26 protein-coding genes are annotated in these 25,960 nt (G+C 40.8%); 2 read left to right on the top strand and 24 right to left on the bottom strand.

Going from position 1 to position 25,960, the window contains the following annotated elements; translation table 11 throughout:
* The 17 genes from PCY07_RS00005 to PCY07_RS00085 form a co-directional block, all read right to left on the bottom strand.
* Positions 1–199, bottom strand: a 199-nt coding sequence (locus PCY07_RS00005; protein ID WP_301556721.1) for a DUF436 family protein, incomplete at its 3' end; no start/stop codon positions are given.
* Between the two features lie 3 nt (positions 200–202).
* Entirely contained in the window at positions 203–673 is a 471-nt protein-coding gene (locus PCY07_RS00010) for an ECF transporter S component (RefSeq protein ID WP_175742826.1), read from the bottom strand.
* A complete protein-coding gene (locus tag PCY07_RS00015) occupies positions 663–1,424 on the bottom strand; it encodes a bifunctional hydroxymethylpyrimidine kinase/phosphomethylpyrimidine kinase (RefSeq protein ID WP_070590502.1) in 762 nt (253 codons plus the stop codon). Before PCY07_RS00015 ends, PCY07_RS00010 begins: the two co-directional genes overlap by 11 nt.
* Entirely contained in the window at positions 1,417–2,163 is a 747-nt protein-coding gene (gene truA / locus PCY07_RS00020) for a tRNA pseudouridine(38-40) synthase TruA (protein ID WP_301354990.1), read from the bottom strand. The genes PCY07_RS00015 and truA overlap by 8 nt, the downstream gene beginning before the upstream one ends.
* 287 nt (positions 2,164–2,450) lie before the next feature.
* Entirely contained in the window at positions 2,451–5,990 is a 3,540-nt protein-coding gene (locus PCY07_RS00025) for a family 20 glycosylhydrolase (RefSeq protein WP_301354989.1), read from the bottom strand.
* A 161-nt stretch (positions 5,991–6,151) separates the two neighbouring features.
* Positions 6,152–7,285, bottom strand: a complete 1,134-nt coding sequence (gene dnaJ / locus PCY07_RS00030; protein WP_013904676.1) for a molecular chaperone DnaJ — start codon at positions 7,283–7,285, stop codon at positions 6,152–6,154.
* Positions 7,286–7,501: 216 nt separating this feature from the next.
* Positions 7,502–8,134, bottom strand: coding sequence for a DJ-1/PfpI family protein (locus PCY07_RS00035; RefSeq protein ID WP_301354988.1), 633 nt, complete (start codon positions 8,132–8,134; stop codon positions 7,502–7,504).
* 208 nt (positions 8,135–8,342) lie between these two features.
* Complete coding sequence (gene dnaK, locus PCY07_RS00040; RefSeq protein WP_013904674.1) at positions 8,343–10,166, bottom strand: molecular chaperone DnaK; 1,824 nt, start codon at positions 10,164–10,166, stop codon at positions 8,343–8,345.
* 242 nt (positions 10,167–10,408) lie between these two features.
* A complete protein-coding gene (gene grpE / locus PCY07_RS00045; RefSeq protein ID WP_301355021.1) occupies positions 10,409–10,933 on the bottom strand; it encodes a nucleotide exchange factor GrpE in 525 nt (174 codons plus the stop codon).
* Between the two features lie 24 nt (positions 10,934–10,957).
* Positions 10,958–11,992 (bottom strand): heat-inducible transcriptional repressor HrcA, encoded by a 1,035-nt coding sequence (hrcA, locus tag PCY07_RS00050; protein WP_301354987.1) that lies wholly within the window; start codon positions 11,990–11,992, stop codon positions 10,958–10,960.
* 167 nt (positions 11,993–12,159) lie between these two features.
* A complete protein-coding gene (locus PCY07_RS00055) occupies positions 12,160–12,933 on the bottom strand; it encodes a M15 family metallopeptidase (protein ID WP_301354986.1) in 774 nt (257 codons plus the stop codon).
* The gene (locus PCY07_RS00060; protein ID WP_301354985.1) at positions 12,923–13,624 is read right to left on the bottom strand and encodes a histidine phosphatase family protein; all 702 of its coding nucleotides are present in this window, start codon (positions 13,622–13,624) and stop codon (positions 12,923–12,925) included. The genes PCY07_RS00055 and PCY07_RS00060 overlap by 11 nt, the downstream gene beginning before the upstream one ends.
* A gap of 116 nt (positions 13,625–13,740) precedes the next feature.
* A complete protein-coding gene (locus PCY07_RS00065; RefSeq protein WP_013904670.1) occupies positions 13,741–14,430 on the bottom strand; it encodes a histidine phosphatase family protein in 690 nt (229 codons plus the stop codon).
* Positions 14,431–14,512: 82 nt separating this feature from the next.
* The gene (locus PCY07_RS00070) at positions 14,513–15,850 is read right to left on the bottom strand and encodes a PFL family protein (protein ID WP_013904669.1); all 1,338 of its coding nucleotides are present in this window, start codon (positions 15,848–15,850) and stop codon (positions 14,513–14,515) included.
* A gap of 18 nt (positions 15,851–15,868) precedes the next feature.
* The gene (locus PCY07_RS00075; protein ID WP_003004214.1) at positions 15,869–16,135 is read right to left on the bottom strand and encodes an ACT domain-containing protein; all 267 of its coding nucleotides are present in this window, start codon (positions 16,133–16,135) and stop codon (positions 15,869–15,871) included.
* A gap of 284 nt (positions 16,136–16,419) precedes the next feature.
* Positions 16,420–17,541 carry a VanZ family protein gene (locus PCY07_RS00080; RefSeq protein WP_301354984.1) on the bottom strand — a complete coding sequence of 374 codons (1,122 nt, stop codon included), beginning with the start codon at positions 17,539–17,541 and terminating at the stop codon, positions 16,420–16,422.
* Positions 17,542–17,685: 144 nt separating this feature from the next.
* Positions 17,686–18,276: a rhomboid family intramembrane serine protease gene (locus PCY07_RS00085; protein ID WP_301354983.1), complete on the bottom strand. Its 591-nt coding sequence runs from the start codon at positions 18,274–18,276 to the stop codon at positions 17,686–17,688.
* Positions 18,277–18,602: 326 nt separating this feature from the next.
* Between PCY07_RS00085 and PCY07_RS00090 the strand changes: the two genes are divergently transcribed.
* Complete coding sequence (locus tag PCY07_RS00090; RefSeq protein WP_049489171.1) at positions 18,603–18,806, top strand: CsbD family protein; 204 nt, start codon at positions 18,603–18,605, stop codon at positions 18,804–18,806.
* Between the two features lie 280 nt (positions 18,807–19,086).
* On the opposite strand, the gene PCY07_RS00095 is transcribed toward PCY07_RS00090, so the two are convergent.
* From PCY07_RS00095 to PCY07_RS00120, 6 genes are all read right to left on the bottom strand, one after another.
* The gene (locus tag PCY07_RS00095) at positions 19,087–19,788 is read right to left on the bottom strand and encodes a DUF3169 family protein (protein WP_301354982.1); all 702 of its coding nucleotides are present in this window, start codon (positions 19,786–19,788) and stop codon (positions 19,087–19,089) included.
* 14 nt (positions 19,789–19,802) lie between these two features.
* Positions 19,803–20,153: a PspC domain-containing protein gene (locus PCY07_RS00100; protein ID WP_301354981.1), complete on the bottom strand. Its 351-nt coding sequence runs from the start codon at positions 20,151–20,153 to the stop codon at positions 19,803–19,805.
* Positions 20,154–20,166: 13 nt separating this feature from the next.
* On the bottom strand, positions 20,167–20,355 hold the full coding sequence (locus PCY07_RS00105) for a hypothetical protein (RefSeq protein WP_013904663.1): 189 nt from the start codon (positions 20,353–20,355) through the stop codon (positions 20,167–20,169).
* Positions 20,352–20,561: a helix-turn-helix transcriptional regulator gene (locus PCY07_RS00110; RefSeq protein WP_031576108.1), complete on the bottom strand. Its 210-nt coding sequence runs from the start codon at positions 20,559–20,561 to the stop codon at positions 20,352–20,354. The genes PCY07_RS00105 and PCY07_RS00110 overlap by 4 nt, the downstream gene beginning before the upstream one ends.
* Positions 20,562–21,599: 1,038 nt before the next feature.
* Positions 21,600–22,172 (bottom strand): SLATT domain-containing protein, encoded by a 573-nt coding sequence (locus PCY07_RS00115; protein ID WP_214255276.1) that lies wholly within the window; start codon positions 22,170–22,172, stop codon positions 21,600–21,602.
* Positions 22,169–23,509 (bottom strand): nucleotidyltransferase domain-containing protein, encoded by a 1,341-nt coding sequence (locus tag PCY07_RS00120; protein WP_214255275.1) that lies wholly within the window; start codon positions 23,507–23,509, stop codon positions 22,169–22,171. Before PCY07_RS00120 ends, PCY07_RS00115 begins: the two co-directional genes overlap by 4 nt.
* 539 nt (positions 23,510–24,048) lie before the next feature.
* Between PCY07_RS00120 and PCY07_RS00125 the strand changes: the two genes are divergently transcribed.
* On the top strand, positions 24,049–24,465 hold the full coding sequence (locus tag PCY07_RS00125; protein ID WP_214255274.1) for a hypothetical protein: 417 nt from the start codon (positions 24,049–24,051) through the stop codon (positions 24,463–24,465).
* Between the two features lie 271 nt (positions 24,466–24,736).
* Here PCY07_RS00125 and PCY07_RS00130 read toward each other — a convergent pair whose 3' ends face one another.
* On the bottom strand, positions 24,737–25,942 hold the full coding sequence (locus PCY07_RS00130) for a hypothetical protein (protein ID WP_301354980.1): 1,206 nt from the start codon (positions 25,940–25,942) through the stop codon (positions 24,737–24,739).
* Positions 25,943–25,960 lie beyond the last annotated feature (18 nt).

Below are 25,960 nucleotides of genomic sequence, written 5' to 3' on the forward strand. Positions count from 1 at the left end.
CTCTTGGATTCAACTCATCTAGCAAGGTCTGGACAATAGCTTCGGCAATGTCGATGTTGGAGGCTTTTCCAATTTGTCCTCCTGCAACTTCACTTGAAGACATCCCGAGGACGAGGATTTGTCCTTGGCGGAGACGGCTTTTTTCCAAGACATCTACCAAGATTTCTTTTGTATCCTTCTTCAGTTGCTCCAGATCCATGAATTAGCTTCCTTTCTTTTGAAATGCATAATAGACCACATAGCCTAAAGCCATTCCAACAAAATTCTGAGCGAGGTTATTCGGAATGTCCGAGATAGCAGCTCCCCAACCATTGCCTAAAAAGAGAGCAGAAGCTAGTGCGTAACCGCCTACCATCACGACTGTCGCAAGGAGCAAGCCTAGGTAACGAGCTTTGCCCTTGAAGCCAGCGAAGTAACCTTGCCCCCCGTGAAAGAGGAGGCTAAAGAACATCCACTGAGGATAGCCTGAAATCAGGTCGAGTAGGAAGGCTCCGACACCACCTACAATAGCACCTTCCTTACGCCCAAAATAGAAGGCTGTAAAATACACTCCAAGATCTAGCAGGGTGACGATCCCTGTGGGAGTTGGAAGTTTTGTATAGTAGCCAAGTACAACTGTCAAGGCACATAAGATAGAGAGGCGAGCAATGAGTTGAGTTCGATTAGATGTCATATTGTACTACTCCATACTGGTCTGAATGTTGAATCGCTTGGAAGACAAAGTCTTTAGAGGCTTTAACAGCTTCAAGCGGTGATTTCCCTTTCACCAACTGGCTGGAAATGCTAGACGCAAAGGTACAACCAGCTCCTGTATTGTTCTTTTCTAAGACTGGCTCTTCAATGACGGTGAAGTCTGTCCCATCATAAAAGACATCAATGGCCTTTTCTTTATTGAGACGATTGCCCCCTTTGACCACGACATTCGCTGCTCCTAATTCGTGGAGCTTACGCGCTGCCTCCTTCATATCGTCGAGCGATTGAATCTTGCTTTGGGTCAAGATCTCAGCTTCTGGTAAGTTTGGTGTAATGATAGTCACATAAGGGAAGAATTTGATCAATTCGTCTCGAAGAGCTGAAACTTCAACATCATGGCTTTCCTTGCAGACCAAGACAGGATCTAGTACCACAGGGATCTCCGCATGGGCTTTGACATAGTCCAAGGCTAAGTCTGCCACTTGGACATTTGGCAAAAGACCGAGTTTAATAGCAGAGAAAGGAACATCTTTAAGGGAGTTGAGCTGTTGAGCAAAGGTCGTCGGATCCACCGGAATCACTTCAAAACCGTGCTCCGTCATAGCGGTCAAACAAGTCACTGCCACAAAACCATGCTGTTTGTTAGTCGTATAAGTTGCAAGGTCTGCGTGAAGACCTCCCCCACTAAAAATATCATTTCCTGAAATAGCTAGAATCAATTCATTACTCATAACGGATCTCCTTTAAATATAAGCCATTTGGCGCTGCTGTAGGACCTGCTAGATTGCGGTCCTTCTTTTCTAAAATTAGATCGATCTGCTCGATCGGCATCCGATCATTTCCAATCTTCAACAAAGTTCCCACCATATTGCGGATTTGCTTGTAGAGAAAGCCATTGCCCGAAAAGGTAAAGACAAGGCGATGATGTTCTGCATCCTCGACCAAGCGAGCCTCTGTAATCGTACGAACCTTGTCTTCCACACTGGTTCCTGAAGCTGTGAAACCGGTGAAATCATGGGTTCCCTCCAACTTTTGGATGGCCGCTTGCATCTTTTCCACATCCAAAGGATACGGATAGTGGGTGGCATAGTGGCGCATCATGGGATTCTTGGGACGACCATAATCCACGATAAATTCATAGGTCTTGCTGTGTTTCTTGTAGCGTGAGTGAAAGTCATCTGCTACTTGCTCCACTCGGATGAAATCAATATCCTCTGGGGTTTGGGTATCGAGGGCAAAGCGGAGCTTTTCCTCGTCCCGCGCTTGGGGGAGATCAAAATGAATCACCTGGCCAAGAGCATGGACACCTGAATCCGTTCGCCCTGCTCCATGAACGGTAACAGGACTTCCTTGATTGAGGCGCGTCAAGGTCTTCTCGATTTCCTCTTGCACACTGCGGGCATGCGGTTGGCGTTGAAACCCTGCAAACAAGGTCCCGTCATATGAAATGGTTGCTTTGTATCGTGTCATGGTTTTATTTTAGCAGGATATAGAAGGGGTTACAAGAGTGAAAAGCTCAAACTGTCCGGGTACAGTTTTGCGAGCACAAAAAGAGGCTGGGACAAAAGTCCTAGCCTCTCAATTATTTTTGGATTGTCGAGCAAGACGCAGTGGTTGAGTGGGCTCTACTACGCTGATTTCATCAGCTTTTACAGCCCTACTCAACTGTGCGGAGGTGGGACAGAAATCGAATTCTAACGAATTACCGATTTCTGTCCCACTCTCCTAACTTCGACCTGTTACAAGTCAACTAGGTCTCAGTCTCTTTTTTTATTTTTCAAGTCTATTCCTGCTGCTCCTAAGATCGCTCCTAGTAAAGCGAGTCCAAGTGCAGATTCCACTCCTGTTTCTGGGAGTTGCTTGTTAGAAGATACTGCTTCTGAACGAACCTCTTTTTCCACAGCTGCTGGAATTGGCGTTGGGGTATTTACTGGTGCTACTGGTTGATCTTTCGAGATCACTTGAGGTGTTGAATGATCTGGAACCACTTTGTTTACGAGCAAGTCTGATTTCACTGGTGCTTCTACGGAAGGGCTTGTTGGGATCACGACTTCTTTGGTACCGACTTCAACAATTTCTGCAACCGGCTCTGTGGCAACTTCTGTAGCAATCACTTTTCGACTTTGATCAAGTGCCGAAACCTCTACATACTCAATACCTTGCCCTTTAACCCCAGCCTGGATCACTTTGCGTTCTCCTTTAGCGAGATCTGGATTGCTCCGTTCCACAAGGTCAAAATCAAGTTCTTTTTCTACGATTTCAAGACTTGGTTTGTCTTCCACTAGGGCTTTGACGTCATTTTCAGCCAAGCTACCTACTTGCGTGATTGGCTTGAGCCACGCAAGGGCTTGAGTCAGAGTGGCCACTTCTTGATCCACCTGATCTTGATGAGCACGGCTCACATTCCAATTCAAGCTATCTAAGACTTTCGCAAGGGCTGCGCGCGATTCTGGTGTGTAAATGTCTAGATCTGTTGGCACCGTAGCAACTGCTTTTCTAAGAGCAGTGAAGTCCGCCTTGAAATAGTCCTTGTTGTGGTTGGCAAAAGCTTCCATGAGATCAAAGACATTTTTTTCGATGTATTCTTCACTTGGGGTATCACACCAAACAGCTACCATGCTACCGATCATCGGCAAAGATGTTTCAGGATACGTTGTACTTGGGAGTTGTCTAAATGGAGTAGCAGCTGCATTGGCAATCGCTTTCTCAATATAACCACCACCCGTTTCAGGTGTTCTTCCCAAAACATAGTACCAGTCTCCGTTGGTATTAAGGAATTTATAACCCTTATCTGCCAAATACTGTGGAGATGCGAGGTTATAGCCCCACCATCCTTTAGACCAGTATGAAATCAAGACGTCCTTGTCAAAGGCAACATCATCTTCATCTCCATAATAGAAGCCATCGTTAAAGGCCATTGGCTGCAAGCCTTTTTCACGCGCCATGGCTGCAAGACTATTGGAATACTCCGCAAACTTACCATAGAGGTCATACCACTTGAGGTAGTACCAACCTTGCGCACTGGTAGCGTCATTGGCATATTCATCTGTTCCGTAGTTAAAGATCTTAGACTTGTCTTTGAAGTAGTCCATATACTTGCCAATCAAGGCTTTGGTAAAGTTGACTGCTGCTTCATTGGTCAAATCCATGGTTGTTTTTGAAACAGTATCAAAGCTGGCTTGTGGATTTTCAATGCCCAATTTTTCCATGGCCACCAACAAAGCATCCATGTGGCCAGGACTATTGACTGCCGCAATCAAGCCGATTCCTTTAGCAGTAGCATAAGCATGGAGCTCATCCATTTCTGCTTGGGTCAAGGCTTGGCCATTTGGATCATCGTAATAGGCCTTGGTACCTTCTAAAATGGCTCTTTTCACATCATCACTGGCATAGGTTTTGCCATTGGCTTCCACCGTCATATCATCGAGGACGAAGCGCATACCATCGTTTCCGACAAGGAGGTGCAAGTCAGAATAACCCAGCTCACTGGCCTTATCTACGATCCGTTTCAACTGATCCAGCGAGAAGTATTTGCGACCTGCATCGATCGAGATGACCTTCTTCATGGCGAGTTTTTCTGCTGCTTCTTTTGCAGCAACTTCTTTCGCGTAGCTTTCTGTATACACCAAAGCATCTTGAGCTGCTTTAAGATGATCGATCAAGGTTTTGGCCTCTGCTCGAGTCGTGTCTGCTCCTACCCCTTCTAAAGCTTTTTTGGCTGCCGTAAAGGCTACTAGAGATTCCGGTGTATAGTGATCCAAATCAGTTGGAGCTTCTGAAAGAGCTTTTCCGACGACTTCAAGATCTGCAACAAAGTAGTCCGCATTCTTGTCCGCGAAGGCATGCATCAACTTAAAGAGAAGGTCTTTTTTGTAGGTTGCGGATGGTGTATCTGCCCAGGCAGCTACCATCCCACCGATGAAGGGCACCTTAGACCCATCATTTTTTTGAACGACATCAATCGCTGACTTGGAAATTCCTTCGAGACCTTGATCAAGGTTGTACCAACCAGATCCAGCCTTGTCCCGTCCAAGCACATAATACCAAGCATCATTGGTATTAAGAATCTGATGACCTAGTTCAGACAAGAGTTTTGAAGAAGCGACATCATAGCCGTTCCAGCCACCTGTCCAGTAGGAGACAATGATATCCTTGTCAAAAGTACCATAGGAAGTATCGCCATTGTAGTAGATCCCGTCATTAAAGGCCATTGGTTTCATCTTGTGTTTTTTCACAATAGCTGCTAGATCATTAGCATATTGGATGAATTTTTCATAGCCTTTTTCTGGATAGCCTTCACCTGGCCAATGCTTGCTGGCTTGGAGAACCTGCCAACCATGGGCATCTGTGGCATCGTTGGCATATTCATCCAAACCGATATTGAAAATGTCTGTCTTGCCACTGAAATAAGCTGCATATTTGTCTACCAGGGCTTTGGTGAAGTCGATGGCTTTTTGGTTGTCCAAATCAACTGTCCGAGCTGATTTCTTTGTACCAAAATAATTAAAGTGAGGGTTTTCGATCCCCAATTGTTCCATGGCTGTCAGAATCGCATCCATGTGACCTGGACTATTAATGGTTGGAATGACACCTACTTTCTTGGATTTGGCGTAGGCCAAAATATCATCCATTTGAGCCTGGGTCAAAGCTGTCCCGTTCGGATCATCGTAATAAGCTTTCGTTCCTTTTTCAACCGCATCCGTCACGGCTTGACTAGAATAAGAAGTATCTCCCACTTTCAAAGACATATCATCCAGCACAAAGCGCAAGCCGTCATTTCCAACTAGAAGATGCAAGTCTGTATAGCCCGTCTTACTTGCTTCATCAATGATTTCCTTGATTTGGTCTGGTGAGAAGTACTTTCGACCGGCATCAATCGAAACAATCTTTTTCTTGGCTAATTTTTCTTCTTGGTCAGGATCTTTAGCAGGCGTTTCCGTCGTTGCTGTCGTTGGTTGAGTTGTCACATCCGACTCTGCGACAGAACTTGCTTCTTCGCGAATCAAACGGTCAAGATCTGATACCCGCAATTCACGATCAGGCAGTGTAGGTTGACTTTGATCGACGATTGGGGCAGGAGCCGTTGGTTTTTCTACTGCTGGCTGAGAAGCTTCCTCATTAAGGGAAATAGTTGACTCACTCTCGTTTGGCTGAGTTGGAACTGTCGTTGAAGGGCTGTCTGTAGCCGTTGGCGTATCAGCTGCTACAACATTCGCGCCAGCAAAAAATCCTATGAGCACCGAAGCAGCTCCTACTGCATACTTGCGAATGGCATAACGTGGTTGATGTGATTTCATCAGGACCTCCTAAATTGTCTTTGTAATCGTTTTCTTAAATTTAGCACGATATCTTAATAAATTCAATGAGGGCCCTCATTATTCTTTAATTAGGAGAGGAAGTTCTTGGATTCGATCCAAAATAAAACGAGCTCCTTACTCAAAAGGAAACTCGTTCATTTTTATAAATCATCTAAAGCATCTTTGACCTTGTCAAAGAACCCTTTTTTCTTTGGGTTGACCTTCAAATCACTTGCTTCTGCAAAGGCTTGAAGGGCTTCTTTTTGCTTGTCATTTAAACCAGTTGGGGTGACGACATTGACGGATACATATTGATCTCCCATGGCACCACCACGTAAGCTTGGAGCCCCTTTTCCACGGAGGCGGAATTTCTTACCGGTTTGGGTTCCTTCAGGAATGACCAAATCGACATCTCCGTGAACAGTTGGCACATGGACCGTATCTCCAAGAGCTGCTTGGACAAAGTTCAAGTCTAACTTGTAGTAGATGGTTGAGCCATCTCGTTCGAAGCGATCGCTCGGCTCAACATTGACAACGACATACAAGTCACCATAAGGTCCACCGTTAAAGCCAGCTTCTCCTTGACCAGCTAAGCGGATTTGTTGACCTGTTTCAACTCCTGCAGGAATCTTGACGTTCACGCTATGAGCTTGTTTTTCATGACCTGTTCCACGACAAGTGCTACATGGATCTTTGATTTCTTGACCACGACCATGACAGACATCACAGGTCACTTGACGGCGCATCATCCCAAGAGGGGTTTGCGTATCCACATTGATGACTCCAGAACCATGACAGCGTCCACAGGTCACTGGACTAGTCCCTGGCTTAGCTCCAGAACCATGACAGGTATGACAGCTAGCTTCCCGATGGTACTTGACTTCTTTTTCCGCACCAAAAATCGCTTCTTCAAACTTGAGATTGACGCGGTATTGGAGGTCATCCCCTTGACGAGGTGCATTTGGATTACGACTTGCACCACCACCAAAGAAGCTAGAGAAGATATCTTCAAAGCCACCAAAACCAGCACCATCAAAGCCACCAAAACCACCTGCTCCGCCACCGAAGCCACCATTGGCACCCGCAGCACCATATTGGTCATAAGCAGCCCGTTTTTGCTCGTCACTCAAAGTCTCATAAGCTTCTTGAACTTCCTTGTACTTTTCCTCAGCACCAGGCTCCTTGTTGATATCTGGGTGATATTTTTTAGATAATTTCCGATAGGCTTTCTTGATCTCATCTTGAGATGCATTCTTTGAAACGCCCAAACGGTCATAAAATTCAGTATTGTTCATACAAGATACTAAGAGCGAACAGAAAGCGACTGAAATTTAGGAAACCGACAAGAAATCCTGATTTCTTAGGCGGTTTATCTAATTTCCAAGCTTTCCGCTCGAGTTCAATTCCCCGAACGCTCTTTGTTCCTTTCTTTCATATTGAGTAAGAATTTCTGGAACCCGTGTTCAGTTACGAACACTCTTTGTTCCTTTCTATAATTTTCATGTACATCTTTAGAGGGTGTTTTCTATACTTCGCTTCACTTGATCAAACTCTTGGTCCGATAAAGTAAATATCAAATCCTCTTCAGCATACTCGTTCTGTTCTTTAAAATAGTTGTCTGTATTAGCTGCCAAGCCTAAGCTTAGAATCACTTTTCTTGCAAACTCTTGATGGGCAAAACCGATAGCCGTAATGATCTGTTTATCTTGCACAAGAACTTTCGGTTGGAAATTTTCACGTGGAAGAAATTCAAAATAGTCAAAGAAGTTTTGCCAAATTCCACCTGTAAATTTCGTGTCCTTCAACAGACCTGCTTTCGCTAATAAAAGAGGCGCTGAAGAAATGGCTGCAATGAGGATATCTTGCTCACCAAGATCCCTCAAGAACGAAATCAATTTCTCATCCTGTAGGGCAGGTCCTATATTGACCATTCCTGGCAAAATCACACAAGAATACTCTTCTATACAGATTTGATCTAGTGTTTTCGTTGGTTGACAGGGCAAGCCATCCTCAGAGACCACCATCGAATGATCTGAAGCGGCATAATCAATCGTAATATCAAAAGACAGAGCTAAAGTACTCGTTAAAGCAGTAATCTCATAAAGAGAAAAATTAGGATAAATGATACAAAGTACTTTTTTCATAGGCAGCATCCTCTATTTTACCGAAAAACAGAGGCTGGGTTGCAACCTCTGGATTTCTTTTTATCATTTACTAGTTAGGCTGAATTGAGTTTCGGCTAAAACTGAGCACGCCCTAACCTCTTGGTGAAAAAGATAAATCTTCCTAGAAACTAGAGTTTCTGCGTCAGATTTCCTATTTTCACTGTGAGGTTTTAACGGGCTTTGCATCTTATTTTTCCGTAAACTCTCCGTCTACGACGTCATCGCCTGCGTTGCCTGTTGCTTGTGCGCCTTCTGCTCCTGCTTGTGCTTGTTGCGCTGCTGCAGCTTGTTCGTAGAGTTTAACAGCCAATGCTTGTGCTTTTTCGTTCAAGGCTTCAAGTTTTGCTTTCATTTCTTCAAGGTTACCTGATTCTTGAGCTTTCTTAAGATCATCAAGTCCTGCTTGAGCTGCGTCACGTTCTGCATCAAAGCCTTTGCCTTCAGTTTCTTTGATGGTCTTTTCAGTCGCAAAGATAGCTTGGTCTACTTCGTTACGAAGGTCAACTTCTTCTTTACGTTTCTTATCTGCTTCAGCGTTTGCTTCTGCATCTTTCATCATGCGGTCGATTTCTTCGTCTGTCAAACCTGAGTTTGATTGGATAACGATTGTTTGTTCTTTTTGAGTTCCAAGATCTTTCGCTTTAACAGATACGATACCGTTCTTGTCGATGTCGAATGTTACTTCAATTTGTGGGATACCACGAGGTGCAGCTGGGATATCAGTCAATTGGAAGCGTCCAAGAGTCTTGTTATCTGCTGCCATTGGGCGTTCCCCTTGAAGAACGTGGATATCAACGGCTGGTTGGTTATCTGCTGCTGTTGAGAAGACTTGTGATTTAGAAGTTGGAATCGTAGTGTTGCGATCGATGAGTTTTGTGAAGACACCACCCATTGTTTCGATACCAAGTGACAATGGAGTTACGTCAAGAAGGACAACGTCTTTCACATCACCAGTGATCACACCACCTTGAATCGCAGCACCCATGGCAACTACTTCGTCAGGGTTCACTGATTTGTTTGGTTCTTTACCAGTTTCAGCTTTAACTGCTTCAACAACGGCAGGGATACGAGTTGAACCACCGACAAGGATCACTTCGTCGATATCTGACAAGCTCAAACCTGCATCTGAAAGGGCTTGGCGAACTGGAGTTTTCGTACGTTCTACAAGGTCACGAGTCAAATCATCGAATTTCGCACGAGTCAAAGTCATTTCCAAGTGAAGAGGTCCAGCAGCGCCTGCGGTGATGAATGGCAAGCTGATTTGAGTTGAAGTCACACCAGAAAGGTCTTTCTTCGCTTTTTCAGCTGCGTCTTTCAAACGTTGAAGCGCCATCTTGTCTGTTGACAAGTCGATACCATTTTCTTTCTTGAATTCTTCAACCATGTAGTCGATGATTTTTTGGTCAAAGTCGTCACCACCGAGTTTATTATCCCCTGCAGTCGCCAATACATCAAAGACACCATCACCCAATTCAAGGATAGATACGTCGAATGTACCACCACCAAGGTCGAATACCAAGATTTTTTCTTCTTTATCAGTCTTATCCAAACCGTAAGCAAGAGCTGCTGCTGTTGGTTCGTTGACGATACGTTCTACTTCAAGACCAGCGATTTTACCAGCGTCTTTAGTTGCTTGACGTTGCGCATCGTTGAAGTAAGCAGGAACTGTGATAACTGCTTTCGTTACTTTTTCACCAAGGTAATCTTCAGCGTAACCTTTCAAGTATTGAAGAATCATAGCTGAAATTTCTTGTGGTGTATATTCTTTACCGTTTGCAGAAACTTTTTCAGAAGTACCCATCTTAGATTTGATAGAGATGATGGTATCTGGGTTTGTAACTGCTTGACGTTTTGCAGCGTCACCAACGATGATTTCACCGTTTTTGAATGACACTACAGATGGAGTTGTGCGGTTACCTTCTGGGTTTGCGATGATTTTTGATTCAGTTCCTTCAAGAACTGCTACTGCTGAGTTTGTTGTACCTAAGTCAATACCGATAATTTTAGACATATGTTTTTCTCCTCGTTATTTTTTCTCTTTTTTTCTTTTTGATACTCTTCTTAAGTGGCGACGCCGTCAGAGCTTGACTTCGTCAATCTCTTTGACTAAACTTTGAGCCTAAGGTCTCAAAGTTTGCGCATATAGCGCCACGGCGAAGAGTATCGCCTTTGGTTCGCTTCGCTCACTATTGGTAAAGCTGAACCATTGTTTATCTTTCTTTCATAGTTTAGTGTCGTTTCGGACAAGGCAGACTAGTTATAAACCACTACCATGGCTGGGCGCAGGATGCGGTCATGGAGTTTGTAGCCTTTTTGGAAGACTTGTGCGATGGTGTCTGCTGGATGTTCATCATCTGCAGGTAAGGTTTGGATGGCCATGTGGTAGTTATGGTCAAAGGCTCCGTCCGCTGGAATTTCTTCAATTCCTTCTTCTTTCAAAGCATGTACCAAACTTTCTTGGACCATTTCCAAGCCCTTCTTCACATCATCTGTCAATCCTTCGACGGCAAGGGCACGTTCGAGGTTGTCCAGTGATGGTAAGATCGCTTTTGCCAAATCTTGGCTACGGTATTTTTGTAATTGTTGACGTTCTTCATTGGCACGGCGCTGAATGTTTTGCATTTCTGCATGAGCACGAAGGTATTTATTTTCAAATTCTTCGGCACGCGCTTGTGCTTCTTCTAACTCAGAAGGTTGGTTGCTTTCCTCTACAACTTCTTCAGTTGTTTGGGCAACTTCCTCTTCTTTCACGTCTTCTTTTTTGATATCTTCTGTCAAGGCATACACCCCTTTCATTTGGTCTTAATTTACTTCATAATGGTTGCTGTTGAGGTAACGGTAGTAGTCCGTCAACTTCATAACCAGTACCCGTCCGATGACATTGACCAGGCTAATCACACGCCTGTAATCCATCTCTACGGGACCGATCACATGCATGAGGGCCATCCCACGATAAGGCACTAGGAACTTGTGGCTAATCACCGTCACATTTTTCAAGGCCTTTTCTTGGGATTCTGCAACCAGGATCTGGGTCATTTGGTCTTCTGGCATTCCCCCTCGTAACTCCAAGGCTACGTGTTGGGGATTATCTAAGAACTGATAGGTCTGAAGATCGGCGTAGGTTAATGATGCAACCTTTCCTTCTACAAAGACCAGTTCTTGAAACAGTTGCGAGAAGACGTAATCAAAGAGATCCAGCACATTGTCTGTCGTCTTGAAATAGCGCTGTACAATCTGTGGAATCTCCGTCCGCAGGCGGTAGTGGATATCCAAGACCGTATTTCCAATGAAACGCTCTTGAACCAGCTGATGGAAGATTTCCAAGTCACTGGTTAAGAAATTCTTTGGAATGGCAAACTGGACGGTGACAGGCTTTGATTCATCCAAGGTCAGAACCGCCAAGGCATCGTGGTTGGATAATGGAACAATCTCAAAACCAGTCAAGCGCTGCCGTGTCGGTTCAACATCCTGAATCACTGCGGTGTAACCCGTCATCTGGGCTAGTAACTTGGCCGTAGCATCCAAGATATCGTCTAACTTAAAGGCTTCGAAATCAAAGGCTTTTACCACCTGGTAGACATCTTGCTCATCAATCAACTCTAAATCAAGCGAGTTCTGAACAAAATATTGAAAACCAGCTCGGCTAGGCATCCGGCCACTCGAAGTGTGGGCCTTTTCTAATAAACCTTGTTTTTCGAGGGCAGCCATGTCGTTTCGAATGGTCGCACTACTGGATTGAATCACATCTTGTAACGCTTTTGAACCGACTGGTTCGTGGGTCTTGGTAAAGATATCGACGACAAGATTTAGAATCTCATTTTGACGTTCTGTAACCATGACCTCACCTCTCTTTCGTTTTTAGCACTCTAAACACTTAAGTGCTAAACCATGATTCTATTATACACCCATCCAAAAGAAAGTCAAGAGAAAAATCCAAAAAATTAGCACTCTTTTTTCAAGAGTGCTAAAAATCATTCTTAAGACCTAGAGAAGTGAATCTCCTCTTATTTGCCAGCTTTTTTCAAGAGTTGAATATATTCTTCCAATACTAGCTGATGCTTGGCCATATACTGAGCATTTTCTACGCCAACATAACGGAAATGCCAATTCTCAAAATTCACACCCGTGATGTTGCTCTTCCCATCTGGGTAGCGAAGGACAAAGCCATATTGCGGTGCGATGGCAGCCAGCTGCATGCCCAACTCATCACTTTGACCAGCTTCGACACTCATATCAATCGCAAGCCCCGTCTGGTGTTCACTCGCACCAGGGACCTGTACCTGGGTCTGCACCTGCTTTTCAGCTTCTTCGTGCGAAAGGCCGCTAGCCTCTAGTTGCGCAACACGTTCATTATAGAGCTCTGTTTGCTCGGCCACACTTCGATAGCCTGATATCAAGGTTTCTTCTGGGGCAATTTTTCGAGCCGCTTCTAAAAATTGACGAGTCGGTTCTACAATCCGACTATCCACTTTGATAGCATCCACATCTGTTAATTGTGGGTTCAGCTCAGGCTTCACATTGTCACGATTAACCAAGATCAACTGCCAGTCTTTGGTCGAAACGGCTGGTAAATCTGATTTTTCTTTCTTTTTCTTAGAAGAAGAATGAGTCGTTACAGCTGTTTTTTTAGCCTTCCAAAACTGAAGCCCTGAAAACAAGCTTGGCTTCGCTAAGTAAGCACCAATTCCTGATCCAAGGACCACAAGAAGAAAGAAACTCAATAGGTAGGGCCACCATTTCTTACGTTTTTTTCTTGCGCGTCTATACTTATTCGTCATTGCCACCCTCTAGAAGTTTTGCTCCAACCTTACGATAGGACATATCCCCAATCTTTTCAATACTGAAAGCACCATCCTCATAGGCCAAAACCGTCACGCTTCCGTTGTCCAAGACCAATTCTTCGACCGCTTTTGGATCGATGAGATAAATCAAGGTCGTAATCGTCATACCATGACTAACCACAATAGCATTGCCACCGCCAGCTGCTTCTACCTCTTTTGCGATGGCCTCAAATCCTTCTTTAATCCGGCCACTCAAGGCGCTCCAGGATTCAGCCCAATCAGTGGTATCCACTTCGACGATTCCTTCTGCTAACTCCATCAGGCTCAACTGATGGAAATCATCGACCTTAAAGACACGGGGTAAAACTCCCATGAAGAGATCGCCATCATAAGCACCGTCAAAACTACCAAAACACCATTCACGGATCCGTTTGTCATAACGATAAGGGATTTTTCCTGTCAGACCGAGCTCTCGAAGAATAATTCCCATGGTTTGAATGGTGCGTCCAGAATCACTCGAAACAGCCTCTTCAAAAGAAAGACCTGCTTCCTTGAGACCGAGACCTAATTCTCGAATTCCTCGCTCTCCTGCTTCTGTCAGTGGAGTGTCTGACCATCCTTGCGCCCGTCCGATGGTATTAAACATGGTTTTTCCATGCCGAGCAATATATAATCTGGTTTTTGTCATTGTATTACCTCCGTAGCATCCCTTTCATTATATCATTTTTTGCAAAAAGAAAGTAGGAAAGCTCTTACAAAAAGAAGCCAGAACAGTAAGCCCCAGCATCTTTATATTATTTGTAATTACTTTTCCAAAATCTTCTCTCCGACTTCACGATAGCTGATGTCTCCGATAGTTTTGACCTCAAACTGACCATTCTCATATTCTAATAGAGTTATGCTACCATTTTGAACACCTGGATTCAGTTTGGTTGCTGGATGCAACAGACAAACCAAAGCTCCAATAGTCATACTATGACTAACTACAAGGGCATTGCCTCCGCCATTACCCTCTACTTCTTTTGCGATCGCCTCAAAACCTTCTAGGATCCGTTCTTTCAAAACCTCCCAAGGCTCTGCCCAACCTGCAGTATCTACCTGGTAAATTCCATTCGCTAACTCTTCAAGTGTTAACTTCTTATAATCTTCAACGTCCAATACGCGTGGGACAACACCATGAAAGAGCTCGCCACCATAAGCCCCATCAAAGCTTCCAAAGCACCATTCACGGATCCGTTTATCAAAGCGGTAAGGAATTTGGTCTTTCAATTCCAATTCGTCTAGAACAATTCCCATGGTTTGGATGGCGCGACCTGAGTCACTAGAATACGCTCGAGCAAACTCTAAACCAGACTCACGCAAGCCGATTCCTAGAGCCTGAATCCCTCGTTCTCCTTCTGCGGTCAAAGGCGTATCTGACCATCCCTGAGCTCGACCGATTGTATTAAACATTGTTTTTCCATGACGAATAATAAATAATCTTGTTTTAGCCATCTTGTCTCCTTTTACAAGAAAAAAGTCTGAATTTCCTTATCTCAGACTTTTCCATTCTTGTTTCTATTATACTAGATTTCTCTTAGTTTTTAAAGCTATGAACCGGAGCTGGAATTTGACCACCACGGGCAATGAAATCAGCTGAGGAAGCTTTGTTAACCTTCATAACTGGAGCTGATCCAAGAAGCCCTCCGAGCTCTAACATATCGCCTTCTTCGCCATAAGGAATAATCCGGACTGCTGTCGTTTTTTGGTTAATGACCCCGATAGCTGCTTCATCCGCGATCATGGCTGCAATGGTTGTTGCTGGTGTATCTGCTGGGATGGCAATCATATCAAGACCAACTGAGCAGATAGCTGTCATGGCTTCCAATTTTTCTAGGTTGATATGGCCTGATTGGACCGCCGCAATCATCCCCTCGTCTTCTGAGACCGGAATAAAAGCACCTGACAAACCACCGACTTGGTTACAAGCCATAATGCCACCTTTTTTCACTTGGTCATTGAGAAGAGCTAGGGCTGCTGTTGTCCCGTGGGTTCCTACCACTTCAAGCCCCATCGCTTCAAGGACACGGGCTACAGAGTCTCCAATAGCTGGTGTTGGAGCAAGGGACAAGTCAACAATTCCAAACTCAACACCGAGACGTTCACTAGCCATTTGACCAACTAATTGTCCGACACGGGTGATTTTGAAAGCTGTCTTCTTGACCGTTTCAGCCAATACATCAAAGCTAGCGCCTGGAACTTTTTCGATCGCCCGTTGGACGACACCAGGTCCTGAAACCCCAACGTTAATGACAACATCCGCTTCACCGACACCGTGGAAGGCTCCTGCCATAAATGGATTATCTTCTACTGCATTGGCAAAAACTACGAGCTTACCAGGCCCCATTGGATCTGCTTGAGATGCTTCTTTAATAACACGGCCCATGTCTCGGACAGCGGTCATATTGATCCCTGTCTTGGTCGATCCGATATTGACTGAAGAGCAGACAAAATCTGTCTCCGCAAGGGCGCGAGGAATAGAATTGATAAGGATTTCATCCCCTTTTTGGTAGCCTTTTTGAACCAGAGCTGAGAAGCCACCAATAAAGTTGACCCCAACTTCTTTGGCCGCACGATCTAGTGCCTTGGCAAAAGGTACATAATCTGTCGCATCTGTTGCGGCTCCGATAATGGATATCGGAGTGACCGAAACCCGTTTATTTACGATAGGGATCCCAAGTTCTGCCGCAATCTCATCCCCCACAGCCACTAAGTCTTTGGCCTTTGTCACAATCTTATTGTAGACTTTTTCCGCTGCCTTTTCGATATCCGGATCAATACAATCGAGAAGCGAAATCCCCATGGTGATGGTCCGAACATCGAAGTTCTGCTCTTCAATCATGGCAATGGTTTCTGTTACCTGTTTAATGTCCATAAATTCTCAACCCCTATCTTACAAATTGTGCATGGCATCAAAAATCGCTGCGCTTTGGATATTGATTTTCACATGAAGAGACTGACCGAATTCTTCCAACTCTGAACGGAGCTGTGTGAAATCTTTTTTCTCATCTGACGATACGACCGCCATCATGGTAAAGTATTCATCCAATACGGTTTGAGAGATATCATCGATATTGAGTCCTAATTCTGCCACTTTCGTTGCAACACCCGCTACGATTCCTTTTTGGTCTTTACCAACGACTGTAATAATTGCTTTCATTTCACTGCTCCATTCTATCTATTTTCTTCCATTGTAGCACAATCCTGTTAAAATCGCCCTTCTCAACTGGGAACATTCGGATATTTTAAACGTGTATAAAAAAATTAAGAGGCTGGGACAAAAGTCCTAGCCTCTTAATTGTTTTTGGATTGTCGAGCAAGACGCAGTGGTTGAGTGGACTCTACTACGCTGATTTCATCAGCTTTTACAGCCCTACTCAACTGTGCGGAGGTGAGGCGACGAAATCGAATTCTAACGAATTACCGATTTCTGTCCCACTCTCTCTATTTTGACGATTCAGTTTCATCTTTTAAGAGCTCTTTCTTCACGCGCACCGTACTCTCATACTCAGCCCCAGCTAGACGGTCAAAGGGAAAGCGACGATTGAGCAAGACGATGGCGAGAGTGAGGATCAGGTACAATAAAAGCATAAAGAAGAGCAATAAAATCATAGACAGGGTTAAGAGGGAATTGTCCGTCAAATCGCTATTCAAAAGCGAAATCAAATAGAACAACCCTTGAGGAATCAGATAGAAATAGCCTACTACTAGGATTCCCCGCCAGATGGTGCGAAGCCATTTTTGCTTGTCAAAATGCAGGCGGAATTTCAACAAAGCCATTCCCAAGGTTTTACCCCGCCACAAAGGAATCAAGGCAAAATAAACAGCCAAAACCGCTACATAAGGAATCATCTCTAAACGCTGAATCAGCGCGTAAAGCAAGGATAGCATTACAAAGTCAATCAAGAAGGCAAGACCCATCCGGAAACCAGATACTCTCGTCCCTACTCGGAAAGAATGCTCGTCAATTTCATCTCGCGTCGGCAATAACCAAACCAGGAACCAACCGAGCAGATAACCCACTCCACCACCGGTGGTATTTTGAATAATATCATCGACATCTGCTAGGCGGTAAGGACCCGGATACAGAAAATAGAGACCTGATAACTGGGTCAGCTCCAAAAAGAGACTAAAGAGGGCTGTCAGAAGGATCGTTTTCTTAAAACCACACTTGAAATAATAGCGTAGATACATCCCAAAAGGAATCAACATCAGGACATTAAAGGCAGGCACATAAAAAGTTGGATGCTTAAGGGCTTGAATCCATGTACCAGTCTGCGCTAGATCAAAAGGGCTCTCCTTGAAAAAATCCACCACAAAAGCAAAGGGATGGAGATTGACCATTTCCGAGTAGCTAGTATGAATCTTACTTGGATCCGGCAGAGGCAAGATCACCAAGAGATAGACCGTCATCAAGTAAAGCATAAAAGAATAGAAAATCAGCACCCGCAATTTATTGACCGAACCATATTTGCGATAATTCAAAATCATGTAGGGCAAGGTCAGCAAAAATGCCAGGAAAGGAAAGAGCTGAACAGCCGTTTTAATAGTAGAGATATACCCCATTGTGTCTCCTTTTTTTCGTTATAAAATCACCCTTTGCACAATGACAAAAGGTGATTTCTTCATTGATATAGAATATTATACGGCCTGGTAGAGGAAGAGTCAAGGAAGTACGATGAAAACCTCACTAAGTAGCCGTCTTAATGGTTAGCTTCTCCCCTTCAAGATATTACTTCCGATAAAAACCAATAGATAACTCACAATCCCTGAAAGATGCAATAGCGTTGAGATCCATCCGGTAATTGCTGGTAAGAGCATGAGGCCAGATAGAAAAATTAAGAATAGATAAAGCCATTTTACGGTGCGCGAAAATTCTTTCCACACGTTTGGCAGGAGCATAACCCCTCCGGTTACAAAGGCGTATCCTACAGCAGAGATCCCTGTTGCCTGAATGTCTTGCTCCTGGGTTAAAAGGTGAAAAACGATGGAAGAGAGGACTGTCGCCGTCACAAAAACGAGCAAGACTTGTCTGGAGCCTCTTTTTCTTTCTAGCAGTCCTCCGAAGGGAAGGATCATGAGTCCATTTAACAACAAATGAACCCATAAAAACCAGATAGGGGCTCCTTTGCTACCGTGCATCAGGGTCCCACTGACATATTGCCAACCATAGACCGGCTTCGAATGAAAAGCCAATAGATCATACATAGCATCCCCATAAAAGGAAGTCAATAGACCGAGCAATAAACAGATTAGAGCTAAAGTACTGATAACCGGGTAGGTTGTAAGGATTCTTTTCATATTTATCTTCTCTTTTTCAAAAAACAGCGTTACGATGTCTCCATTCACGACCATTATACCATTTATTTCATTGGAGATAGAAAAGTTTTTTGCTGCTTTCGTTTCAAATCTTTGCTGTAAAAACGAAATGTCGTGACTTATTAGTCGCTCACAATTTGCCTTCAGATCAAAAATCGATCCTGCTTTCAGAATACCGTAGCAAAAATTTGACTTTCTATATTAAAAAGAATATACTCACTCTAATCTGAGACAAATATTTTTTATTTTTTTAAATCAACAGTATTGCATTCAGAGAAATAAACGACTAACTTCATGGAGGTGACGCTATGTCATTAGAAGAAAAATTGAACCAAGTAAAAGGCTCTGTTAAAGAAGGCCTTGGTAAATTAACCGGCGATACAAAAACAGAAGCTGAAGGCACTGCTGAAAAAGTTGCTTCAAAAGCAAAAGAAGTTGCTGAAGATGCAAAAGAAGCTGTCGAAGGAGCTATCAAGGGTGTTAAAAATATCTTTCATAAAGACGACAAATAGTCTTTAACATCCTAGACCCACTCTATTTTCTACAGTCATGTTTGACTGTGGAAGATAGGGTGGGTTTTTATTTTCCATTTATCTTAGGTATAGAAAAAACACCCCGAAGGGTGCTCATTGTAATGATTAGCATTCTTTTAAAAGAACGTTTACTAAAGCTACTTTACAAACTTTTTAGAATTTTATTTTTAGCTCTATCTTGGAATGAAATTTATTTTGATTGATTCATTCCTTTCAACATCGTCACCTACATTTGCGACACGATTCATAGAAATCCCTGTTATTTAAAGTAACGTTTTGTTTTTCTTAATTGTGCAATATTGATGTAGAGATGGATGACAGCAGTTATAAGGGCAGCAACTAACTGTACTTCTCCAAGAATAATGGATAGGGCAAACAAGATGATATAGACAGATGGTAAGATTAGCTGATTGAGTTTGAACAAGATTAAATAAGCCTCTTCCATTTCCGCTTGTTTCTCTCCCTCGTCATAGGTTTCTAGATAATCTAATACCTCTTTTGGTGTGGCTAAAATAGAGAGTTGGTAATTACGAATTTTGCTCGTTGTTTTGATGCAGAAACTTCCAACAAGAATGGTTAATACTGCTAAGAGAAAAGCTGATATCGGTAAATCGTGGCTAGGCAACACTGTAAGCAAGCTAAAAAGCATACTAACTTGCAAAACATTGTAAGCAACTGTCCCATAATCTAGAGAGCGATACATCTTAATATAAGCTAGCTCGTTTAATTCATCATCTTCTTCTGCTAGGTAGCTAGCATAAACTTTCCTACTATTCATGATAAAATAGAGAGCTACTATTGTCGATAGTATTCCCAGACAGAAAAAGAAGGTTGTTAAAATAAACTGTACTTGCTCTTGAGAAATTTTTAAATGAAGATTCGTGAAGGCTGCACCAAACATTCCGATTAACCCACCCAACAATAAACTTCCTAGTAATAATAATAAATGTTTCTTTTTCATTTTCTATCTTCTTTCTAAAATAAACCTAGCAGTCCTTGAATCAGAGCATGCCCAAATCCAAAAGCAGCTGTTAACACTTGATCACCAAAACTATTCAGGAGAATTGCAACTATATAGAAAAATAGAATCTTGTACCCTGATTTTTTGATGACCTCTTCAAGAGATTCACTCCCCATCCAGCCAGCTAAAAGAGCATAGCTTATAACGGTGAGAAGACTAATTTCTATCGAAGATAGAAAAAGCAAACAAGCCAGTGCACGAATCATCAGAGGGTCTATATTGAAATAATTAGCTATACCGGCACAAACCCCTGCAATTTCTTTGTGTTCGGTATCTACTTGAAAATCTGCCAAAAACTCTTTCATAATCTTACTCCTTTTATACTTTTTCTCTTTCTTTTACTTTCTTTTCTATCCGCTCAAATACTAAACTAAAAATCAAGCTACTCCAGAAAAAATAATTACTGTCTAAAATGTGAAACCATCCCAGCAAGGTCCCGATCATCATCGAAACATTTGCTACAAAGGCAATGATACAAAGATAATAAATTACTCTATATTTGTTCATGATTCTTCCTCCTCTAAGCGAAATACCGACTCTACTGGCTCATGAAATATCTGAGAGATTTTCAAGGCAATAATAATAGAGGGGGTATACTCATCACGCTCTAGCAAACTAATAGTCTGCCTTGATATACCTGCTAGCTTTGCAAGCTCGGTTTGGTTTAAACCATCACGAGCGCGAAGCTCTTTTAAACGATTTTTTAGCTTCATATTTACCATTGTCTATCAAATTCAACCACTTGGCTTAGATAGCCTAAAAACGGTAGAATTTGATCTTTCCTCCTTTGCTATTAAATAAGATAGTATTAACGATGCACACATAGTTCCTCCCTATCTAAGTTCTTATTTCTTTAACTTGATTACATTGTAACATATCTTTTTATTTTTGACAATGATATTAGTCAGAAATATCATTATTTTTGTCATTTTGTAAACAATTTAAGTCAAGTTGCTCATTCTGATTCAAAATGGCTTAGAGCATTTCTCTAAACAGTGACAATATGAAGGCTTAACATCACAAAAGGTATAAGGTGAATTTTAGGGTGAACTTTGTATTTTTGCATCAAAAAAGACATCCAAGAGAAAAATCTTGAATGTCTGTAAACGTTGATATAATCGTATTGATTAACGTTTTGAGTGCAGTGGTTGCCATCCAATCAAACATCGCTTCGCTTGTTTTCTTGGGGCAACTGTGCATAGCATATCTCTACGCGACTAAAGTCGCTAGAGCTATCCTAATTGCGCACCGCCAGTTCTGATACAAAAAACACCTTGCAAGATGCAAAGTGTTTCCGTTTGTATTCTGTATTCCAGTAACGAATTAACGTTTAGAGAACTGGCTAGCTTTACGAGCTTTCTTAAGACCTGGTTGGGGCACCACTTATTTCATCTAATTTCAAAGTGCTTTAAAATCAACGTTTTCATAACTTTTCAAAAAATAAAATTTTAACTAATTTCAATCAGTTTCATTAAAATAAGGTAAACTTTCATAAAAAATAAGCGAAAATCGAACCAGAATATCAAAAATTTACCTTATTTAGTTTTTACAGAAGTTAAATAATAGGTCATTACGTTTCAGTAGAGACGAAAAAACCTTGATTTAATGCAATTCTTGAGTTTTCGAATTTCAATGTATTGCAATAAAAATCAACCGAATGACTACATTTTTGACTACATTTTTTGTGAAATAAATTAGATGTTCGGATATATAAAAAGACAACAGAGGTAAATCTGTTATCTTTTTATATATCAATGATTAGATATTGGATACCTGTTTCTTAGCGACCTGGGTAATAGTTGCTCTGCTTCTCCCTCGTTAAATGTTTGCTCTTCTTCAACTTGTAAAGCTTTTTGAGCTTTTCTATAAGCACGTAGACTTGTCTTAGGTCTATTTTTATAAACATTAGCAGTCTCTTTAATCAGCTCATCTCTTCTATCTCTAATTTCCTCTATCGTAAAATTATCAAAGTCAACTAATAAAGATATATATTTTTCTCTAATTTCCCACAAAGTATCCGCTGACTTTCTTAAAGCGATCACCTTACCGTCATTATCTGTTTTAAGATTGTAAGTAGATAAACATAATAAAACGATACCAGCTATTGCAGAAAAAAACTTCCACCACACATTATGACCAAACAAAGATGAAAGAGCGGGGCTAACTGTTATTGCAGACGAAATAATAGATATTACTTGTCGAAATTTCGCCCACCATAATATACGAGCTATTTCTTTTTCATCTGTAGTAAAACTATATACTAACTTGGCATGTTGTTCAACGATTTGCTGCCATAACTTTTGATACATAATATTTTCACTCATAAGAAATCCTCCAAAGGCACATCTATTTTCCCATAAATTTTCACTCTACCTTGATGTACCCCGTATACTTCTACATAATGATTGCCTTTGAAATTAATAGGTTCAACGATCTTATATGTCCTTTTTACAATTTGACCTCTGATTGCATTTCTACTATTGGCTATCGCTCCAACATTTCTAACCTTCCAATACCAATAAATACCAGGAATATCTTTAACTGAAAAGATTATTTTTGAGTTAGGTTTTATTGGGATTCTAAATTTATGTGAAATGCTACCTTTCCTAAAACCATTGATCTCTAAACTTGATTGGATTTCAATAATCTTTTCTATAGCAATATCCCACCCCATTTCATCTGCAAATTGCTCAGTATCCGTAGCAGTGCCGATTGGTTCTCTAGTGCTACGGTTTGAGATTGAAACTCTGTCAGTTTGGAAATTTTTTCCAGATAACAGTTTTGGAAAATTTTTTCCAAAGACTTTACTCCAATACTCTTCTGATTTCTGATTATCCCTACAGAAAACAATAGCTGCTTCGCAATTCCTTAGAGCACTCTCTGCCTTACGTTTTATAGCAGTGTCAACCTCAATGCTGTAGCTTCCATCTAGTGAGAGTAGAATATTATTATTTTCTATAAATTTTATTACATACCTGAAAAAATCGCGCGACATCTGATCAAAATATATATACCCTGTCTTAGACTCATCCCAAGTTTCAAAAAATTTATAGCTTAATGAATCAATGGCAATTCCATGCAATCCAACATCGTTTGCATCGTTCCATGCACGTAACATACGACAAAATTTTTTTACAGCATAATTATATTGTTTATTCTGGTCCGTTAGTTTATATTGTTCTAGTTTAGGGTCTGTCTCTTCCCAACTACCACCGTCATTAGCATTGGGATATTCATACTTATCTGTACCAGATATTTTAAAAGCTGGTAATACCTCAAAGCGAATACCGTCAGAAAATTCAATACTAACAATCTGTCCATCTCCCTTAATAATCGAATTTGAATAGTGCTTCAATAATTTGCTTTTCAGATCCTGAAGCAAGGCACTCTGACCGTTTCCGCTATACTTACCAAATCGATCTTTTTGATTTTCTGGAAGCTCTACAAGTAAGTCTATATCACTCAAGTGTATCGCCGTTCCCCGTCCATATGAACCTACCAATATACTATGTGAAACTTCAGAATTTATATTCCAATAAGCTTTGTTAATTATTTTGGTAATTACTTTTACTCTCTCACTTATAGTCTTTACATCATCATCAGAAGTCCTCAAGTTTTTTTCAAACGTTTTAAAGTGTTCAATTACATCAAATTCTAGCATCTGTACCTCTGTTTTAATTTTTTATCATTGCTTTACTTTTAAAAGTTTTTTATCTAGCGACTTATATAAGATGATTATACTACTAAATATTAGTTTTTGTCAATATGTTGTGTACTGCTATTTAAAAAACACAATATATTGTGTTTTTTAACATGCAACACTCTAATTTGAATGTAATGAACTGCATACAAAAAGTTAGACAGAAAAAAATCTAGCTTTTGGACTATTTTATTATGAAATCAACTTATGAGGGAATTGAGAAAGCTTTAGACGTCTTTCAAACCAATTTGAGATAAACATTTCTAATCTTCAGTACATGGTTAAATTGATTGATAGTTACGGAATTTGTTAAAAAGGGAAGAATCGTTACTATTCTCCTGAATTAAAGGAAGAAATAAATAGAAAAGGTAGTCTTATAAATTCAAAATACTCCAACTTTATATAAACTGTAATCTTTAGAGAAACTTACAGTTTTTACTTGACATTTAAGTTCTTGTTTGGTAATATATATGTATCAAATACGAATCGAGGTGGTTTAAATGGCTACAAATCCCATGAAGGATAAAACACTTATACTAAAGGTTTCGCAAGCTCAAGATTTATCTTTGAATGATCTTTTAACTAGGGCTAGAGGCGAGTGGAAGATCGCACCTGATTACAGTGAGGACGTTCAGCGTGTTCTAATTATCTCCACAGGAGAGGATTCTGGAAGAATTTTAGCAACAGCAAAGCTATGGACTGATGATTATCGTCGAAGTTACACTGTTAAGTATTACCGAACTCTAACTCAGACTCCTGATGGGGAAAATGTTAGAACTACAAGAAAAATAACGTTTGATACCATGACTCTAGCAGAAGATACTGAACAACTTGTTGGGAAATCAATTCATCCTTTAGGTGGGCGGGCAACTGCTTTTTGTAAGCCATTTGAGGAAGTTCAAAAATACCTACATTAAACAAAAAAACCTTATGAGATCTTTCATAACGTATACAAACCCTACCAGCAATAGAAAAATTATCATTTTGTAGGTTGGTTAACATATAGTGAAAACTCTTAGGAATGTTGATATTACGCTGTTCTTAAGAGTTTTTTAATTTCTCTAATAAAAGAAAAAGACCGGAGAAAATTGTCTAAAATGGACTTTTCTTCAGTCTGAGACCTCAAGAGGTCTTTTTTTAACATTTAAATCACGCCATTTGATAAACATAATATTTTATTTATTAAATTTAAATATCTGTCCCCCCCATATGACGTGGACAGGAATCAAATATTTTGCGTGCTAAACTATCGTAAGAATTGATATTACTTAACTCAGGATAATTTATATCAATAGTTAATGTTTTATTGTTTTTAATATAACGTAATTCCCTTGAACAATATTCACAAGGAGCCTGTGTAACAATTATATTGACATATTTGTCTGCTGGTTTATCCGTTCTTAGCTTTGCGAATATTTTCCTCTCACAACAAGTAAACATCCGATTAAAATTTCCATCTGGTTTATCTGGTAAGCTTTGGAATTCTTCATATGTTATATAATCTATTTCATTAGGTAAAAAATATCTTACTTGATCTGTCAATCGTGCAGCAGGAATATTTTCTAGAAAGCTGTTAAATGTATCATGAAGTTTTTTTCGGTCCTCTCCGTCCATATGATTTATTGCATAGTAATAGAAGTCATTACCATAGGCAACCGCATAACAATTTAATTTCTCATCTTGTGTTTTTGTCAAATTATTCAAAACAATTGAAAACGACTTATTTCTAGTTATTTTTCCAAACCAATCATGTATTGGGGCTGAAATAAGATAGAGCTTGTCATTAGAGAGTCGGCGTCTTAGTAATTTTTGAACTTCTTCTGTTAAAGCATATAATAGATATGATAAATGTTCAAAGAGTTCATCAAATGATTCATAATATAGAGGTGAATCCAATTTATCCCAAATTAATATTTCTAAAATGTTGACCAAGAAAATAAATTTATGCAGTGGATTTGATGTTTCTTCTAAAAAATAAAAATAACGGCTCAAGCTTACCTCTTTATCCACATTATCAAAATATAAATCCAAACTAAATTCGAAAATGGCAAAAAGACAATATTCTTCTAGTTCAATACCATTATCATTAAGCGATTGAAGGCAACTTTCAAGTTCTGAATAGTAGAATTTAATAAATGATAATAGTTTATAGTATGATTTATTACTATTAGAGAATTCTTTAAAGAATTCTACAGGATCAGCACCTTCACTATTTTTTAATTTTTGATAAACAGATTGAACGTAATAAAAATCTGATATGTAGTCTATAAATGAGGTTCCATCATCATAATCAGACAATAATGTATCTAAATCAATCCTCGCTTCTCTATCTCCATAATTGAAGGTAAAGCTTTGCTCCTGCAGAGTTCCTAATAATTTTTCTAAATTTTCCACTTTAATCCTCCTAAAAAA

It is taken from the genome of Streptococcus sp. SP1 (assembly GCF_030440005.1).
Taxonomy (GTDB): Bacteria; Bacillota; Bacilli; order Lactobacillales; family Streptococcaceae; genus Streptococcus; species Streptococcus parasanguinis.

Bases quoted from the DNA above. Each gene is read 5' to 3' on its own strand.
- PCY07_RS00010 (WP_175742826.1), bottom strand. From the start codon at position 673: ATGACATCTAATCGAACTCAACTCATTGCTCGCCTCTCTATCTTATGT.
- PCY07_RS00015 (WP_070590502.1), bottom strand. From the start codon at position 1,424: ATGAGTAATGAATTGATTCTAGCTATTTCAGGAAATGATATTTTTAGT.
- truA (WP_301354990.1), bottom strand. From the start codon at position 2,163: ATGACACGATACAAAGCAACCATTTCATATGACGGGACCTTGTTTGCA.
- PCY07_RS00025 (WP_301354989.1), bottom strand. From the start codon at position 5,990: ATGAAATCACATCAACCACGTTATGCCATTCGCAAGTATGCAGTAGGA.
- dnaJ (WP_013904676.1), bottom strand. From the start codon at position 7,285: ATGAACAATACTGAATTTTATGACCGTTTGGGCGTTTCAAAGAATGCA.
- PCY07_RS00035 (WP_301354988.1), bottom strand. From the start codon at position 8,134: ATGAAAAAAGTACTTTGTATCATTTATCCTAATTTTTCTCTTTATGAG.
- dnaK (WP_013904674.1), bottom strand. From the start codon at position 10,166: ATGTCTAAAATTATCGGTATTGACTTAGGTACAACAAACTCAGCAGTA.
- hrcA (WP_301354987.1), bottom strand. From the start codon at position 11,992: ATGGTTACAGAACGTCAAAATGAGATTCTAAATCTTGTCGTCGATATC.
- PCY07_RS00055 (WP_301354986.1), bottom strand. From the start codon at position 12,933: ATGACGAATAAGTATAGACGCGCAAGAAAAAAACGTAAGAAATGGTGG.
- PCY07_RS00060 (WP_301354985.1), bottom strand. From the start codon at position 13,624: ATGACAAAAACCAGATTATATATTGCTCGGCATGGAAAAACCATGTTT.
- PCY07_RS00065 (WP_013904670.1), bottom strand. From the start codon at position 14,430: ATGGCTAAAACAAGATTATTTATTATTCGTCATGGAAAAACAATGTTT.
- PCY07_RS00070 (WP_013904669.1), bottom strand. From the start codon at position 15,850: ATGGACATTAAACAGGTAACAGAAACCATTGCCATGATTGAAGAGCAG.
- PCY07_RS00075 (WP_003004214.1), bottom strand. From the start codon at position 16,135: ATGAAAGCAATTATTACAGTCGTTGGTAAAGACCAAAAAGGAATCGTA.
- PCY07_RS00080 (WP_301354984.1), bottom strand. From the start codon at position 17,541: ATGGGGTATATCTCTACTATTAAAACGGCTGTTCAGCTCTTTCCTTTC.
- PCY07_RS00085 (WP_301354983.1), bottom strand. From the start codon at position 18,276: ATGAAAAGAATCCTTACAACCTACCCGGTTATCAGTACTTTAGCTCTA.
- PCY07_RS00090 (WP_049489171.1), top strand. From the start codon at position 18,603: ATGTCATTAGAAGAAAAATTGAACCAAGTAAAAGGCTCTGTTAAAGAA.
- PCY07_RS00095 (WP_301354982.1), bottom strand. From the start codon at position 19,788: ATGAAAAAGAAACATTTATTATTATTACTAGGAAGTTTATTGTTGGGT.
- PCY07_RS00100 (WP_301354981.1), bottom strand. From the start codon at position 20,153: ATGAAAGAGTTTTTGGCAGATTTTCAAGTAGATACCGAACACAAAGAA.
- PCY07_RS00105 (WP_013904663.1), bottom strand. From the start codon at position 20,355: ATGAACAAATATAGAGTAATTTATTATCTTTGTATCATTGCCTTTGTA.
- PCY07_RS00110 (WP_031576108.1), bottom strand. From the start codon at position 20,561: ATGAAGCTAAAAAATCGTTTAAAAGAGCTTCGCGCTCGTGATGGTTTA.
- PCY07_RS00115 (WP_214255276.1), bottom strand. From the start codon at position 22,172: ATGAGTGAAAATATTATGTATCAAAAGTTATGGCAGCAAATCGTTGAA.
- PCY07_RS00120 (WP_214255275.1), bottom strand. From the start codon at position 23,509: ATGCTAGAATTTGATGTAATTGAACACTTTAAAACGTTTGAAAAAAAC.
- PCY07_RS00125 (WP_214255274.1), top strand. From the start codon at position 24,049: ATGGCTACAAATCCCATGAAGGATAAAACACTTATACTAAAGGTTTCG.